The following is a 15,877-nucleotide window of genomic DNA, read 5'->3' as shown; positions in this document are numbered from 1 at the left end:
AATATATTATTAGAAATGAATATCGAAAAATAGCTGCTGTTTGTTTTAATCAGTGTGACTTGCGTCAATGTGATTATTCAAGTGGAAATAACAATACCGATTAGTGATTCTAATTTTAGAATTCATTGTTCTTTTTCCGGATACTGATTTCAACCAAGCAATACACCAAAACGTGATTGCTCGATGAATAAATTAACTCTGGTAAAAAGGATACGAAAATGAGACTTCCATCTTCTAGTGCAACCGAACTAAATAAACCAAACCTGCGCCATTTTCTGAAGACTCAGGATTTTACCAAGCAAGAACTTGAAGAAATTTTAGAGTTGATGGCGATGCTAAAGCAGGCTCGCCGAGACAATGCGGTTCCACAACTATTCAAAGGCAAATCGGTTGCGATGATTTTCGAACAGCCTTCTACCCGTACCCGTGTATCTTTCGAAACCGCAGCGACAATTCTTGGCGGCCACGCACTGTTCCTATCCCCTAAGGATATCCACCTAGGTGCCAAAGAATCATTGGAAGATACCGGCCGCGTACTGTCACGCATGGTTGATGTGATTATGGCTCGTGTTGATGAGCATGACACAGTGGCAGGCTTGGCGAAAAACGCCAGCGTACCTGTTATCAATGGTCTGTGTGACTGGCTACACCCAACCCAGATCATGGCTGATTTGTTTACCATGAAAGAGCACCTACCTGAAGGCAAGGCGCTGAGTGATTTGACTGTTGCCTTCGTGGGCGATGCGACCAACGTAGCGTCTTCACTGATGTTCGCTTGTACTAAGTTTGGCATGACCTTCAAGCACATCTGCCCAGAGCGCTTCAAGGCACCACAGGAGTGGGTTGAAATTGCGCTGGGCAACTGTGAAACATCTGGCGGGAAATTGGTAATCACTGACAATACAGACGAAGTCGCAGGTTGCGATATCATCGTCGCTGACAGCTTCTACTGGTTTGGTCAGGAGGAAGAAAAAGAGATCCGCCTATCTACCTTCATTCCTGAGTATGTGGTGACAGAAGAGATGATGGCGAAAGCCGGGCCAAATGCAATGTTCATGCATTGCCTGCCAGCCAATGATCAGCGTGAGTGTACCCGCGGAGTGATGGAAGCAGATAACTCGCTGATTTTCGATGAGGCCGAGAACCGCCTAACCGCACAAATGGCGCTGTTGGTGTACTTTACCCACAAAGACATGAACATCCCAACCTCAGAGGTTGAAGCGGAACACAAAGAGAAAATTGACCGTTTCCTCTCTGCTTTATAACTTCCGCTAGCTAACGAGAAACAGCCCGGTGATCGCATCGGGCTGTTTTCGTTTGAGGGTTATGGGACGTAGCTGTTAAACCCCTCACGAATGTGAAAGATGGTTTAAAATTTAATGACAAACCCGTCAAATCGAAATGTCAGGAGGCCCTTATGGTTAGGGTTTTTTACATTAGCGATGACTTAGACGACCTAGAGCTGGTGGAATACGAGTTGGAACTCAGTGGGCTTGGCCCGTCGCAAATCCACGTGCTCACCGACAATGATGCCGAGGTTGCCAGCCATCAACATCTCCATCCGGTGAAATCCTTTATGCGCAATGACGTTATTCACTCCACCGAGATAGGTGCTGTGATTGGCGTGGTGGTTGCTGTACTTGTTTTGTTTTTTGCTTATGCCACTGGCGTGGTAGATACGGTAGGTTGGCTGCCCTTTATCATGTTGGCAATCATTATGATGGGCTTTATCACCTGGGAAGGGGGCCTGTTTGGTTTCCAAGAGCTTCATTACCAGTTCCGTCGCTTCAAACAGGTACTGCAATCTGGCCGCCATGTATTGATGGTAGACGTTGAACCCGAACAAGAGATCATGCTGGCCAATGTCACCTTAGCTCATGACAAACTCAAACCCGCTGGAACCGGCAAAGCACCACCACGTTGGTTGGTCTCGCTGCACAACCGCTGGGATCGGATGATGCATACCCTGCCATAGGCAGTCTTAGCTATCGGTGAATACTGACGTCATTTTCCGGTACATACCCGGTGATACGCCTTTTAACTGCTTGAAGTTTCGGTTGAAGCTGGAGACGGTGGGAAACCCCACCGTAAAGCCGATATCGGCGATGCCCTGTTTGCCCTCAAGCAGCAGGGTAGAGGCGGCTTCAACCCTGACATTGTTGATATAGTTCATTGGCGAATTGCCTGTTTGGCTCTTGAAGGCCCGGCAGAAGGCATTCTTGTTCATGCTGGTTCGAAGGGCGATGTCCTCCAGGTTGATATCGCGGTGGTAGTTTTCATTGATCCACTCAATCGAGGCATGGATCTTGGTTGTGGCAAGAACTTCGACTTCCGAGTTGGGCTGGGCAGAGATAAATTCAAGTTGGGTACTTTTATCTACTTCGGCGAGCAGCTGGAGAAACTTGATAATGGAATTGACGCCCGAGGATTCTATTAAGGATTTCATTTGCTGGAATAACTGCTTTGGCGCTTTTCTTATTACCAAACCATGTTTGGAATGGCTGATCATACGCGCTATCCGGGTAAGCTCGGGGGTATTGGTAAACAGTGAGCCAAAACAGCATGGGTTGAATTGCAGGATATAGGAGTTAAGCGGGCTGTGTTTTTGTTCTGCTTCGCAATGAAAACGGTGGGGAATGTCTGAGCCAATAAAGAAGATATCGCCTGCCTCAAAGTAGCTAGCGGTATTTCCGATGAGGACGTGACCGTGACCTTTGGTGATGAAGACCAATTCCGTTTCATGATGGAAATGATAGGGGTGCTCAAACTCCTTGGACTGAAATTCATAAGCAGTAAATGAGCGATCCATACGATCAACATTTTCAGCGGTAGCCTTCAAACTCCCTCCCAACCAATCCATTGCTTGTTGTCTGAATTGTAAATGGTGCGTTTTTTGAACGGTAGTGATCCATTTCACGGTTCTTCCGATTGCTAATATTTGGCTATTTTCGGCAAATTTTTGCGCAGATTCTCCTTGTCTCCAGCCCTATGATGATTATCAAAGCGGATGTTGGAGATGCACCATGGAAAACAAAGATATCACTCTGAACGGCGTAGCAGCTGATTTTATCTCAACCCTTATTCCTCAACAAAAAGCCCGTAGCCGGTCTCGGATCGCGTTTGTTTCGGTTGCGATTGAAATTCACTTCAATTGGCAATTGGCCAAGGAAACTACCTTGCAGGTTTCGGAGTTGGTGCGAGAGATGCTGCCACAAGATCACTATGATCTTATTGTCGCCGATGAGCCATTTCAGGATCATAACCAGCTCAAAGCATTTTTAGACGATGCGGCACACCAAGGGTTGGATGGGGTGATTGTGTGCCACTCAGCGTATACCACCGGCGAAGTGGCATCACAGTTAGGTACATGGCTTGCCAAACATCAGACCCCTATATTCAGCCTGGCGATGCCAGAACCAATGGGGAATGGCCTTAACCTCCAAGCAAACCGCTTATGTTCGCAAAACTTTGTACTGGGTATCCTCAATTCATTGGGAGTGAAATACCAGTGGCAGTTCTGCTCTCCGGAAGACCCCCGAGTTAAGGAGGAGATACAGGCTTTCACGCGTGTCTGCCGGGTGCTGGGGTACCTACGCGGCAAGAAAGCACTGATTGCTGGCGCTAGCCGGGTACCAGGATTCTATGATTGCGAGATCAATGAAATTGCTATTTTGAAGAAATTGGAGCTGGGTTTTGACCGGGTCAACCTGGTTGATATCACAGCACGTATGGCAGAGTTTCGTAGTGAAGATATTGCCGAAATCAAACGCCAGCTCCTCTCTGACGTTGACTGTAAGTTCAACAACGTTCCCGACAATCAAATCGAGGACACAATCCGCTTGTCACTGGCTCTGATGGTGGTTGCTCGCGAAGGCGACTACGTTGCGGTGAGTTTCAAAAACTGGCCAGAGTTGTTTGATCACTTCCAGATTGCTGGTGATGGTGCGATGGCACTGATGAACGACCAAGGCATAGTGGTGGCCGACGAGGCCGATACCGGGGCCATGATCACCATGCTGTTGTTCAAAGAGTTGATGTCTGATGGAGCGGGGCCGGGCACTATCCCAATGCTTTCCGATATCTCTTACCTATCGGGAGATGGAGAGCGGCTGGGTGTCTGGCACAACGGTTCGGCAGCAACTTGCTTGAGAAATCCAGCGACCGGCTATGAATGCCGCAAGCACGGTATTTTGGAAAACTACGACGAAGATACGGCCTGGGGGTTGTTGTTTGAGTTCCTAGTCAAGCCGGGTCCCGTCACTATCGCCAAATACCAAGCGCCTTCTATTGATACTGTACTGGCTTTCGAAGGTGAAATTGTCCCTTCTGATATGAAATTCCGTGGCACCTATGGTGAGGTGATCCCTTCCGGTTACACGGCGGCGCAAATAGTCGGCACTATCATGGACCAAGGCTTGGATCACCATTGGATTGTCGGCCGTGGGCACTTCTTGAGGGATCTCCAAGTACTCAATTATTGGATCGGGGCGGAATCGATAGAAGTTGCTAACGCTGGGGAGAGCTGCGGCTTTGGAGGCTAACGATGAAAAGTATTGCGTGCTTAGGGATGGCGGTCGCAGATGTCATTGTGGGGCCATTAGATGGATTTAGTTTTTCAACGGATGTCACTCTGGTAGACAACGTACAGGTCAAGCCGGGAGGTGACGCGGCAAATGTTGCGCTCAACTTGGCTGCAACGCGTACTCCGGTCAGCCTGCATTCTATGCTGGGTGACGACATGTTTGGCCGTTATCTGCAGGAGGTTTATCAGGCCAAGGGGATTGAAAGTGCCGTCAAGGTTTCCAAGCGGCACCAAACTGCAACGGCGGTTGCTTTGGTCAAACAAGACGGCGAACGGGTGTTTATCTATAACGGTGGTGCCATTGACGAAATGACCATGGCCGATATTGATATTGGTAACTTACTGGGCCACGACATGCTGCATGTCAGCGGGTTCTACCTACTCCCAGCCTTGGAAAACAGCGGCTTGAATGAGCTGTTCTATACCGCGAAACAGCAAGGAAAAATAACCTCATTGGATGTCGGCTGGAACGCTGATGAGCAATGGTTAACTAAAATAGCGCCGGTATTGCCATCACTGACTTATTTCTTGCCGACGCTTAACGAAGCGCAGCAGATTACTGGCTATCAAACAATAGAGGAGTGCGCGGCCTTCTTTATCGAGCGGGGGGTTGAAAATGTGGTGATCAAAGCCGGTGCCAAAGGCGCTTATGTCAATGACGGCAAATCGGCTTACTGGGTAAAAGGAGAGCGAGTTTCAAAAGTAGTCGATACCACAGGGGCCGGAGATGGTTTTGTCAGTGGCTTTCTGGCGGCCATCTCGAGGGGGTACCAACTTGAACAGGCTGTAGAGGTTGCCAACCACGCGGGGGCGAGGGTCGTACAGCAATACGGTTCGAGCGGCGCGATTAAAAGTTTCGAGCAAATTGATATCACAAGGAAAGTTTATGAAGACGCTATCTGAGTTGCTGGCACAATATCATCAAACCGGCGATTGCCTGATCGGTTTTAACTTCAATGATGTGTGGGACGTTCAAGCGATTTGTCAGGCAGCACAAGAAAGAAACCAACCGGTTATGTTGATGGCATACACCAAGGTAGTGGAGGTGTTGGGGCTTGATCTTATCCAAGCGATTGTCGAGAGGATGAAAGCAAGATACTCGGTGCCGATCTACCTCCACCTTGACCATTGTGATGATGTTGAAATGTGCATGCAGGCGGTTGATGTCGGTTTTGATTCGGTGATGATTGATGGTTCGGCCTTGTCATTGGAAGAGAACATCGAGAGGACAATCAAGGTTGTAAACTATGCCCATGCCAGAGGGGCAGTCGTTGAAGCGGAAATAGGGAAAATTCGTGGCCGGGGAATGACCGATGACGATTATCTTGCAAGCGTTGCGGATGTAAAGCGTCTGGCAGAAGAAACCGGTGTCGATATGATTGCGGTGGGTATTGGTACAGCCCACGGCCACTATCAAGGGAAGCCAGAGATTAACTTTGAACGTTTGCAGCAAATCCATCAGTCTGTCAGTACCCCACTGGTGCTGCATGGCGGTACCGGGATCCCCGAAGAAGATATACGCCACTCTATAACTTTGGGGATCACCAAAATTAATGTCGGGACGGCAATCCATACTGCGTATATGCAAAACCTAGGTAAGCAAATAACAAAAGACGGCATCGATGCTTATCCACCAACCACTATTAGCGAAATATTGCCGCAAGTTAAAAATGAAGTCGTTAAATATTTTGAAATGGTAAATCCATCACAAGTTGTTTAACTGCTAAGAGATAAATGCAAATTAATTAAAACTCAAAATAAATATAATAAGTGTCGCTAAGGAAGGATGCGGTCCAAGCTAAATAGTGCCTTTAAAACTATTTAGCTTCCAATAACGTGATAAAAGGACGAATTATGATTATTCCAATCTCATTTGCCTTGGTAACGGGAGCCGTGGCTTTAGGGTCTTGGTACAAGGTCAGAAGAAAAGAGAAACAACAAGAATCAGCAAACTCTTATTTCCTTGCAGGACGAGGGTTAACCGGGGTGTTAATTGCTTCATCCCTGATGCTGACAAACCTATCTACTGAACAATTGGTCGGTTTGAACGCCCAGGGTTATACCGCAAATATGACACCAATGGCGTGGGAAGTGTGTGCGGCATTGACACTAGTTGTTGTGGCACTCTATTTGTTGCCGAAATATTTAAGTGGCGGGGTGACAACCATTCCTGAATTTATTGAACAGCGATTTGGCAAAAGTACCATGTATTTTTGTACTTTCCTGTTTTTATTCGGGTATGTGCTGAATTTGCTTCCGCCAATATTGTATACCGGCTCGGTCGCATTGGGCGGTATATTTGATATCTCCGGGATATTTGATGTCTCATACTGGGGCGGAATATGGATTATGGTCGTCTCGATTGGCCTTGTCGGGGCAGCTTATGCCGTATTCGGTGGGCTGAAAGCGATAGCCTATTCTGATACCTTCAATGGTATTGGCTTGTTGGTCGGCGGCGTCGTGCTTATCCCTTTGTTTGGCCTGTCTGCGTTAGGTGATGGCAGTGTCGTTGCAGGGTTCCAGCATCTGATGACGGAACATCCGGAAAAACTCAATGCGATTGGTGGCAAGGACGATCCTGTTCCGTTTTCTACATTCTTTACCGGGATGCTGATCCTCAACCTTTTCTATTGGGGAACGAATCAGTCGATTATCCAGCGTGCGCTGGGTGCACAAAACCTCGCGGAGGGACAAAAAGGGGTGCTTTGGGCGGGAATGCTAAAACTGCTTGGGCCATTCTTCCTATTGATCCCGGGGATCATCGCATACGCTATGTTTGGGCCGGATTTACCAAATGGTGAAGTTGCTTATCCTATGCTGGTCCGTGAAGTGCTGCCAACACCTTTGGTTGGGTTCTTTGCTGCTGTGTTATTTGGTGCAATCCTCAGCTCCTTTAACAGTGTGCTGCACAGTACCTCTACATTGTTTACCCTCAATGTATATAAACCTTTGCTTAACCCTAAAGCTGATGATCGTGACTTAGTCAGGGTGGGTAAGCGTTTCGGGGCGGTAATTGGACTATTTGCTATCTTTGTTGCTCCTTTTATTTTCTATGCGCCCGAAGGTTTCTTCCAATATTTCCAGACCATCAATAGCTTTTATATGGCGCCGATGTTCACCATTATTGTGGTGGGTTTGGTAACCCGTAAGGTGCCAGCCATGGCAGCAAATATTGGTATCGTGGTATTTATGTTGGCTTATGCACTGACTAGCTTTGTCTTCCAGCCGGATATTCATTTCCTTCACTTAACAGGCATATTGTTTGTTGCAGTGGCGGCCTTGATGATATTGATTGGTTATTTCTTCCCACAAGAAAAAGCGGCTGAAACCCAGAAAACCAGTGTGGTTGAATTAACACCATGGAAACATGCCAAGCGTTTTTCTTTGGTGATATGCGTTGGCGTTGTAGCGTTATATATCATTTTCTCACCGATTGGGATCGCGCAATAAGCGACTGTTCCTCTGGATTGCTGGGGCTGAAATACGCCCCGGCAAAATAGGAGATAAATATGTATATAGAAGTTGGCCAGTATTTAGGTCAGGACGGCGTTTGGCTCAAAAATGATGAGACGCGGTTATTTGTCCAGGCTTTTGGTGGGATGACTCCGGAGTTCTCAAGGAAAATGCGCAGCCTAACTGGAGACTATTGGCTTAATGCCCATTGGATGCCGCATTTTAAAGCACCATTTTCCGGCAGGATGGATAACGACGACCCTGAACAACGGGCTTACTGGCAAGTTGAATTGCTACGCCAGGCTGCCGGCACCTTTCCTTGCGCTCCGGCATTTGGTCCAGGTACTGACACCATACCTACCCACGGTGATACGGCCAACAATGTTTGGTCATTAGCGTCAGCAAGATTGGTGGACTCGGGCGGTGAGAGCTATGCGAAAGCTGTTTGGCATCTGGCTGGGGAGTTTGAGCAATTAAAGTACCAAAAAACAGATTACCTGCGCCAAGGTGATAGTAGCCATTATATGGTGATGACGGTTGAAAATAACCATGACTATGCAGTACCGATAAATATGGCCTGGCATACGACCTTGGGGTCACCTTTTGTCGAGCGGGGATGTTGGTTGCTCGATAACTGCCAGCAATATCAGGTATGTCCGCAAGGGACGGAATTTGATACAACGGCAAGCCTCGAACTAGGCGCACGTTTCGAGTCATTGAGTGATATCCCAACCCGCACCGGGGGTAAAAGTGACTTATCCCTGATGCCAGGTTACAACGGCCATGCAGAATTTATTAGCGGCGTATCAAGTAGCCGGCAATTACTTTGGAGTGCCTGTTATAACCCTTATTACAACCTAGTGTATGTCAGTGTAATTCCCCTCGCTCAATTAGAGGATCAGGTATCGCCTTCTTTTATGAACTATTGGATCCATAGTGGCGGCCGGGAAATGATGCCTTGGGCGGATTATGAAGGAGGTTGCGACCGTAATTATGCTCTAGGGCTTGAGTGTGCCATTGGAGGCTCTTGCAAAGGCTATGAATGGAGCAGGGAATACCCACAGTTTCTCAATAAGCCGACGTACTTAGAATTAGCCGGAAACAGCACCGCCTCTTTTGTTTGCATCAATTCTTTCTTCTCCCCTGAAGGTTACGGCAGGCCAATAACCGGGGAGTCGCAATTAACCGAAATGATAGAGCAATATATCCGTTCATTGGATATTTCTTTTGACGGCCTGCAAGCCAGGTAATGACTTTTTCATGAATTAAAAGCAAATAATAAATAGCACAGGAGTGTTAAATATGACCATCCAAACGCTAGACCCTAAAACCCTTGAATTTCTTGAGCCTGCAACACTGCCATTTTATGTCAATGGCCAGTGGAGCCAGTCAGAGCAGACCCTGACGGTAGAAAACCCTGCAACAGGTACTAGAGTAGCCGACGTTTGCCTTGCCGATGCAAAAGCAACGGATCAAGCCGTATTGGCCGCCGATGAAGCGTTCCCTGTGTGGCGTAAGGCTGAGGTAGCGTTTCGCAGTGAAAAGCTTCGCAAGCTTGCCCAATTAATTGAAAGGGACAGCCAGATATTGGCTGATTTGGAATGTATTGATGTCGGTAAGCCAGTGGCTGCTGCAATAGGGTTTGATGTGCCATTTGCCGCTCAGTGCTTTGAGTATTTTGCCCAGGTAGCCCTAGACGCGGAATACGAAGTGGAATTGGGACTGTCGGTTACAGATAGCAAAACTATCAAACGCCCTTATGGCGTGGCAGGTTTCATTTTTCCGTGGAATTTCCCACTCACCTTATGCGCTTGGGGGATTGCCCCAGCCTTGGCAGCAGGCAATACAGTGGTGATAAAGCCAGCTTCTGAAACACCACTTTCGACCTTGTATCTCGCTAAATTGGTTGAAGAAGCCGGTTTCCCAGCCGGTACAGTCAATGTCATTCCCGGTAAAGGCAGCGTTGTAGGCGAAGCATTGACTAGCCATCCTAAGGTCAAGCTGATGTCATTTACCGGTTCTACCGAGGTTGGCCGCCATATCGGTGAAGTGTGCGGGCGCAATTTAGTCCCGGCAAAATTGGAGCTTGGCGGTAAAGGCGCCGCCGTTATTTGCCAAGATGCGGATATTGACCTAGCGGTCGAAGGGTTGTGCGGTGCCATTTCGTTGAATGCCGGTCAGGTGTGCTGTACCGCTTCGCGCTGGTACATCCACGAGTCTATCTACGATGAGTTTGTCGCCAAGGCCAAAGCAACCCTCGAAGCGGTGGTGGTGGACAATGGCCTCAAATCAAGCAGTCAGATGGGGCCGATGTGTACCCACCGCCAGATGGCCAAGGTGCTGGAGTGTATCGCTGAAGCGCAGGCTAATGGCGCTGAGGTGGTAACGGGTGGTCAACGCTTGATGTCAGGTGAGTTGGATAAAGGCTATTTCATCCAGCCGACGCTGTTGGCTGGCAGTGATGATAACCCTTGGGCGCAGGAAGAAATCTTTGGTCCTGTGGCCTTCCTACTGAAATTTAGCGATGAAGAGGAAGTCGTCGAGCGGGCTAACCGTAACCCTTATGGCCTGTCGAATAGTGTATGGACACAAGACAGCGACAAAGCACAGTGGATTGCCGCAGAGTTGGTTGCGGGTAATAGCTGGATCAATGCCCATAACGTGTTTGAGTACGGCCTGCATTACGGTGCCTGCAACCAGAGTGGTTGTGGTGGTGGGGTAAACAGCAAGGCAACTTTTGAAGGTTACCTACGTCATCAATCAGTTGCGGCCATCCGCTAAGGTGAAGGCATGGTTCTTGATATCCTGAAAAAACACCAAGTGGTATCACAAGAACATGCCACGGCAACCCCACTGTCAGGTGGGGTTAGCTGTGAAATTTATCTTGTGGAAGACCCGAAAAAGAAGCTGGTTGCGAAACGGGCACTGGAAAAACTAAAAGTTGAACAAGACTGGTTCGCCGATACCAGCAGGAATCTGTTTGAGCAGCGTTACTTAAAGTATGTCGGTAATCAGTTTCCAAAATATGTCCCAAAGATCTTGCACTCCTTTGAGGAAGAAAGGCTATTTACCATGGAATTTTTCCCTGAGCGTTTCAAGGATTGGAAAAAGGATTTAATGCGGGGACAAACGTCGATAGTGGTCTCGCAGAAAATTGGCGATATTTTAGGGGCAATTCATAAAGTCAGTTGGCATGAGCCCGTTGCCGAAGGGTTGTTTAAATCAGATGAGAATTTTCACCAACTTCGGCTTGAGCCATATTTCGAGTCTATGGTGGGTATCCATCCGCAGCTTGCTAAGCAAATCACGGCATTGTGCTGCCGGGTGGCAGCGACTAAGCACTGCTTGGTGCATGGTGACTTCAGCCCGAAAAACATTTTGGTGTCTGGCGAAGAAATCAAAATTGTCGATTGTGAGGTAGCCTGGTATGGCGACCCTTCCTTTGACGTTGCCTTTTTATTGCATCATTTACTGCTCAAGTACTGCCATTTCAAAAATACGGATTACCTCGATCTGGCGGTTGCGTTTTATACCCGCTACCGCAGAGCCATTGGTGAAGACAGGTTCCTTATTGTTGGCGAGGATAACGTCGTAGAGCTGACATTGATGATGATGCTGGCTCGTATTGATGGAAAGTCCCCGGTGGAATATTTATCGCCGAAAGAAAAAAGTGTTATCCGGGAGCGAGTCATCCGTTTGTTGGAACAGAATATGACGAAATTGGAACAGTTGATGGAAGGAGTGCAGCACAATGAAAATCAAGTCTGTTGATGCTTACCAGATTTTTGACTCCCGTGGGCAACCAACGGTTGAGGCGGTAGTGGAACTTGAAAACGGCATAAAGGGAGTGGGCATGGTGCCGTCTGGGGCATCAACAGGGCAGTTCGAGGCATTGGAACTGCGTGATGGCAATGTACATAGCTACCTTGGTAAGTCTGTCTTCAAGGCCGTTGGCAATGTGCAAAAAGAGATAGGCCCTGTTCTGCAGGGGGTGAGTGTTGATTCACAGGCGGTGATCGACAAGATCATGTGCGATCTCGACGGTACGGCAAACAAGTCCCGCCTGGGGGCGAATGCTATTTTGTCTGTCTCGTTGGCTGTCGCCGATGCGAGGGCAAAGCTAGGTCAGAAGCCGATATTCCAGTCACTCACACCAGATGGTGAGGGTAAGTTGCTACCGCTGCCTGAGATTCAGTTGGTAGGGGGCGGTGCCCATGCCCAGTGGCGCACGGATATCCAGGATTTTCTGCTGATCGTCAATGGCGCTAAAAGTTATCAGGAAACACTGGAAGTGACCTACAACATCTACCGGACGGCAGAGAATTTACTCAAGAGCAAGGGCTTACTGGCTGGTGCTGCTGATGAAGGGGGTTTTTGGCCTACCTTCAATAGCCATGATGAGATTTTCCAGTTTGTCGTGGAAGCGATTGAGAAAGCCGGATATCTACCCGGTGAGGAAGTATCGATTTCGCTCGATATTGCTGCCAGTGATCTCTATTCCGAGGGCAAGTACCATTTACCGCTTGATGGCAAAAGCTATACGCCTGAAAAGTTCTTGGCGCTGATGCTCGATTGGTGTGAAAAGTATCCGGTATTGTCGATTGAAGACCCGTTTGCAGATACCGACTTCGAAATGTGGCAGCGCTTCACCGCATTGGTGGGGGATCGTATCCAGGTTATTGGGGATGATTTGTTTACCACCAATATCGAAAGGATCAAGCAAGGTATTGAACAGAAACTGGCAAATAGCGTGCTTATCAAGCTAAACCAGATCGGCACCGTATCGGAAACCTTAGCTGCTATTGAATTAACCCAAAAAGCCGGTTGGTTGCCTGTAGTATCCGCCAGATCGGGAGAAACCGAGGATGCTTTCATCAGCCACCTCGCTGTAGCTACCAATGCAGGTCAGCTTAAAGTGGGATCATTTACCCGCAGCGAGCGGATGGTCAAATGGAATGAAGTGATCCGTATCGAAAGGGAACTGGGTAAGGAAGCCAAATTTATAGGGGGAGAGATTTATCACAGCCTGCAGCAATTGGTCGAAACGGCATAGCACTTAGTCTTTATTTGACGACAAAAGTCTTTATCTGACAGCAAAGAGCCACCATAGCAAATGGTGGCTCTTTGGGTTTATGCCAAGTCGTCTTTGCCTTCAATCAGGAAATGGTGGCTGACTGACCCTTCGGTACGGGCTTTGAGGTGCGGTACGTAACCAGGATCGCTCATGAAATCCAAGCAGGCCTGTTTTGATGGCCACTCAATGATAATCCGCAGGGCAGCTTCTTCCCCTTCGCCTTCCAAACGCTGGTGGCTGTCGGTACGGGCAAGGTATTTACCGCCGTATTGCGCCACTAATTTATTGGCAGGGCCGATGTAATCAGCAACCCAATCTTGGTTGGTCGGGGTAACAGCGAGAACAGAGTAGTAAGACATGGTGTATCTCCGTAGGGTAAAAGTATTAGTTATAAAAGGTCTGTTTTAGCGGGCAAATCCGCCAAATGGTTTAAGCCAAAGTGGAGCCAGGGCCGCATGGCGAGAGCGCAAATCATCGGGTAAATCACCTAAGTGAACCATGCGTGTCGGCTCGGCGGCGGCGACCCAACGTTCTGCAAAGTTGTCCCAATTGCTAACGTGGATATGGGCAGATTCAACATCTTGAAAGCGCTCGTATACCATGACATCGCCGTCATCAGAGATGTAGTACTGGTAGTTCAAGGTGCCAGCTTCCTTCTGTGTCTCTGCAACAATTTCTTTCATGACCGCTTCGAACTCATCGCGTTTGCCGTCTTTAAGTTTTGCTTCAACAATCCAACCAATATTCTCAAACATCATTGACTCCAGTATTACGTTTACTTTCTTGATTTGAATATTAGTCGCGATGGTTGATGTTGATAATAGGTATGATTGAGGAATGACTTTATAGAAAAAGTTGATAATTGGGTTTGGGCGTTCTGCTACATCACGGCGTATTTGCTAGTGATGATCTATCCTGAGGTTGGCAACGTAATAGCGAGTTGACCCTAGTCATCGCAATAACCTGAGGTGAAATGATGAGCCCTTATCCACGTACGTTCTCCCATATTGGTATCTCTGTCCCTGATCTTGAAGCCGCCGTAAAGTTCTATACCGAGGTGCTTGGTTGGTATCTCATTATGGAGCCCACAGAGATTGTTGAAGATGACTCAGCCATCGGTGAAATGTGCACCGATGTATTTGGCTCGGGGTGGGAGCGTTTTCGTATTGCCCATTTATCGACAGGCGATCGCGTTGGGGTAGAGATTTTTGAGTTTAAGAACCAAGAGAACCCGGAAGATAATTTTGAATATTGGAAAACCGGTATCTTTCATTTCTGCGTGCAGGACCCAGATGTGGAAGGGTTAGCAGAGAAAGTGGTTGCTGCTGGTGGTAAAAAACGGATGAAAGAGCCTCGTTACTACTACCCGGGAGAGAAGCCTTACCGCATGATCTATATGGAAGACCCGTTCGGCAATATTCTGGAAATTTATTCCCATAGCTATGAGCTGACTTACTCAGCTGGTGCTTATAATTAAGCACTGTTTCCTGATTTAATGCCGGTATTTAATTAAAGCCTCATTGCTTAATGAGGCTTTACTATTTTCTGGTTCTTAATGGCAGGAATACATTGCTGATATTGAGTTAAACCAGATCAAACTCATTGTTGAATCGTGATGATGAGCGGTTGGCTAGAGGGGTAGCAAAAGGGTCTTCTGCAACAGAGAACTCATTATTGATTAACCCATTAAAAGAGTGATTGGTGAATTCATGGTTATCGAGTGTGATCACATTGACTTTGCCAACTTGCTTGTCATATTCCAAGTCAGCCAAGTCGACCCAGCAGGCCCCGGTAGTACGAGCATTACAAAAGTAATACTTCAGCTCGTTATGGCTTGAAATGGTAGACCATAATGTAGGAGCGATATTGGGGTGATCGTTTGTACCGAAGTCAAAGCCGATAGGGACTGAGGCATTCATAATGACTGATTTTGATTGGGCCAAGGATTCAGCCATTGATTCAGGGCGGATCAGATGATGCATATTGAATGACGCTCGCTCGAAACGGTCGGTTGGAAAAGGGCCTCCAGGAATGGTGTGGCTTGGATAAGGATTGCTATCGCTCCATTGCCAACGCCAATATTGGTTTAAGCTAAGTTGCTCGTTGTAGCTAGGTTCATTGGTCATTACCCGAAAAGATGGGCTTAAGTGGACCTGAAACTTGCCGTCGACAACTTCAATTATCGCTGATTCACCAATGACATCCGACACAGATAAATGCAATGAGGCTTGTTTATCTGAGGCTGGAACCTTAGAGCCAACGAGCTCTATATGGCTGTTATCGTTAAACTTATCAACCACATTTTTAACTGAGCAGCAGGTATCCAAGACATATTGTACCCAACGTAATACATCGAGTTTTTTGTACGGCTGACCATGATGTTCTTTACGTACATAGTCTGCATTGCTGTCATACAGCACGTTAGCGACTAATCCTACTGAGTTCATGCCGTCAGAGGCGCCAAAGTGGCCAGTTTCTTTCTCATCACCAACGACCATAGTCACTACACTGTCATAGAGTGACATCCATGTCAGAGTATCTTGCTTTAGCTCGTTTTCACCGGATTTATGCAGACCGCTTTTGAATGTATAGATAGATGTAGGTAACTGCGTTGCCCAATCCATGTTCCTTGCCGTTGTTAGATAGTCTTCGTTCTGATTATTAAATATACGAGTACACATGCTATATCCCTATCGGTCATTGAGTCGAAGTAGTCATAGCTAATGAATGAATTAGCTATCCAATCGAATAAGATAACTATCATCTAG

Annotated in this window: 15 protein-coding genes; 11 read left to right on the top strand and 4 right to left on the bottom strand. The window is 47.5% G+C overall.

Annotated features, from left to right (window positions below; genetic code table 11):
- The first annotated feature begins 218 nt into the window (after positions 1-218).
- Both ptcA and ACXAD4_RS20370 read left to right on the top strand, forming a co-directional pair.
- On the top strand, positions 219-1,265 hold the full coding sequence (gene ptcA, locus ACXAD4_RS20375) for a putrescine carbamoyltransferase (protein WP_475243742.1): 1,047 nt from the start codon (positions 219-221) through the stop codon (positions 1,263-1,265).
- Between the two features lie 152 nt (positions 1,266-1,417).
- Positions 1,418-1,975 carry an NAD/FAD-utilizing enzyme gene (locus tag ACXAD4_RS20370; RefSeq protein WP_475243741.1) on the top strand — a complete coding sequence of 186 codons (558 nt, stop codon included), beginning with the start codon at positions 1,418-1,420 and terminating at the stop codon, positions 1,973-1,975.
- Positions 1,976-1,981: 6 nt separating this feature from the next.
- Here ACXAD4_RS20370 and ACXAD4_RS20365 read toward each other — a convergent pair whose 3' ends face one another.
- Complete coding sequence (locus ACXAD4_RS20365; RefSeq protein ID WP_475243740.1) at positions 1,982-2,839, bottom strand: helix-turn-helix domain-containing protein; 858 nt, start codon at positions 2,837-2,839, stop codon at positions 1,982-1,984.
- Positions 2,840-3,023: 184 nt separating this feature from the next.
- Between ACXAD4_RS20365 and ACXAD4_RS20360 the strand changes: the two genes are divergently transcribed.
- The 8 genes from ACXAD4_RS20360 to eno all read left to right on the top strand — a co-directional run bounded on the left by ACXAD4_RS20360 (position 3,024) and on the right by eno (position 13,088).
- Complete coding sequence (locus tag ACXAD4_RS20360; RefSeq protein WP_475243739.1) at positions 3,024-4,541, top strand: L-fucose/L-arabinose isomerase family protein; 1,518 nt, start codon at positions 3,024-3,026, stop codon at positions 4,539-4,541.
- A 2-nt stretch (positions 4,542-4,543) separates the two neighbouring features.
- Complete coding sequence (locus ACXAD4_RS20355; RefSeq protein WP_475243738.1) at positions 4,544-5,485, top strand: carbohydrate kinase family protein; 942 nt, start codon at positions 4,544-4,546, stop codon at positions 5,483-5,485.
- Positions 5,469-6,302: a class II fructose-bisphosphate aldolase gene (locus tag ACXAD4_RS20350; RefSeq protein ID WP_475243737.1), complete on the top strand. Its 834-nt coding sequence runs from the start codon at positions 5,469-5,471 to the stop codon at positions 6,300-6,302. Before ACXAD4_RS20355 ends, ACXAD4_RS20350 begins: the two co-directional genes overlap by 17 nt.
- A gap of 134 nt (positions 6,303-6,436) precedes the next feature.
- The gene (locus tag ACXAD4_RS20345) at positions 6,437-8,032 is read left to right on the top strand and encodes a solute:sodium symporter family transporter (RefSeq protein WP_107297180.1); all 1,596 of its coding nucleotides are present in this window, start codon (positions 6,437-6,439) and stop codon (positions 8,030-8,032) included.
- A gap of 59 nt (positions 8,033-8,091) precedes the next feature.
- On the top strand, positions 8,092-9,285 hold the full coding sequence (locus ACXAD4_RS20340) for a hypothetical protein (protein WP_475243735.1): 1,194 nt from the start codon (positions 8,092-8,094) through the stop codon (positions 9,283-9,285).
- 52 nt (positions 9,286-9,337) lie between these two features.
- On the top strand, positions 9,338-10,816 hold the full coding sequence (locus tag ACXAD4_RS20335; RefSeq protein ID WP_475243734.1) for an aldehyde dehydrogenase family protein: 1,479 nt from the start codon (positions 9,338-9,340) through the stop codon (positions 10,814-10,816).
- Positions 10,817-10,825: 9 nt separating this feature from the next.
- Positions 10,826-11,806, top strand: a complete 981-nt coding sequence (locus ACXAD4_RS20330) for a phosphotransferase family protein (protein ID WP_475243733.1) — start codon at positions 10,826-10,828, stop codon at positions 11,804-11,806.
- Positions 11,787-13,088 (top strand): phosphopyruvate hydratase, encoded by a 1,302-nt coding sequence (eno, locus tag ACXAD4_RS20325; RefSeq protein WP_475243732.1) that lies wholly within the window; start codon positions 11,787-11,789, stop codon positions 13,086-13,088. The genes ACXAD4_RS20330 and eno overlap by 20 nt, the downstream gene beginning before the upstream one ends.
- 77 nt (positions 13,089-13,165) lie before the next feature.
- Here eno and ACXAD4_RS20320 read toward each other — a convergent pair whose 3' ends face one another.
- Entirely contained in the window at positions 13,166-13,468 is a 303-nt protein-coding gene (locus ACXAD4_RS20320) for a DUF1330 domain-containing protein (RefSeq protein ID WP_107297175.1), read from the bottom strand.
- A 45-nt stretch (positions 13,469-13,513) separates the two neighbouring features.
- Positions 13,514-13,864: a putative quinol monooxygenase gene (locus ACXAD4_RS20315; protein WP_107297174.1), complete on the bottom strand. Its 351-nt coding sequence runs from the start codon at positions 13,862-13,864 to the stop codon at positions 13,514-13,516.
- Positions 13,865-14,085: 221 nt separating this feature from the next.
- Between ACXAD4_RS20315 and ACXAD4_RS20310 the strand changes: the two genes are divergently transcribed.
- Positions 14,086-14,586 (top strand): lactoylglutathione lyase family protein, encoded by a 501-nt coding sequence (locus tag ACXAD4_RS20310; protein WP_475243730.1) that lies wholly within the window; start codon positions 14,086-14,088, stop codon positions 14,584-14,586.
- Between the two features lie 106 nt (positions 14,587-14,692).
- Here ACXAD4_RS20310 and ACXAD4_RS20305 read toward each other — a convergent pair whose 3' ends face one another.
- A complete protein-coding gene (locus ACXAD4_RS20305; protein WP_475243729.1) occupies positions 14,693-15,790 on the bottom strand; it encodes a linear amide C-N hydrolase in 1,098 nt (365 codons plus the stop codon).
- Positions 15,791-15,877 lie beyond the last annotated feature (87 nt).

The sequence above is a fragment of the Photobacterium sp. AWH4_225 genome (assembly GCF_056158405.1).
This window is presented reverse-complemented; position numbering and strand designations above follow the sequence as displayed.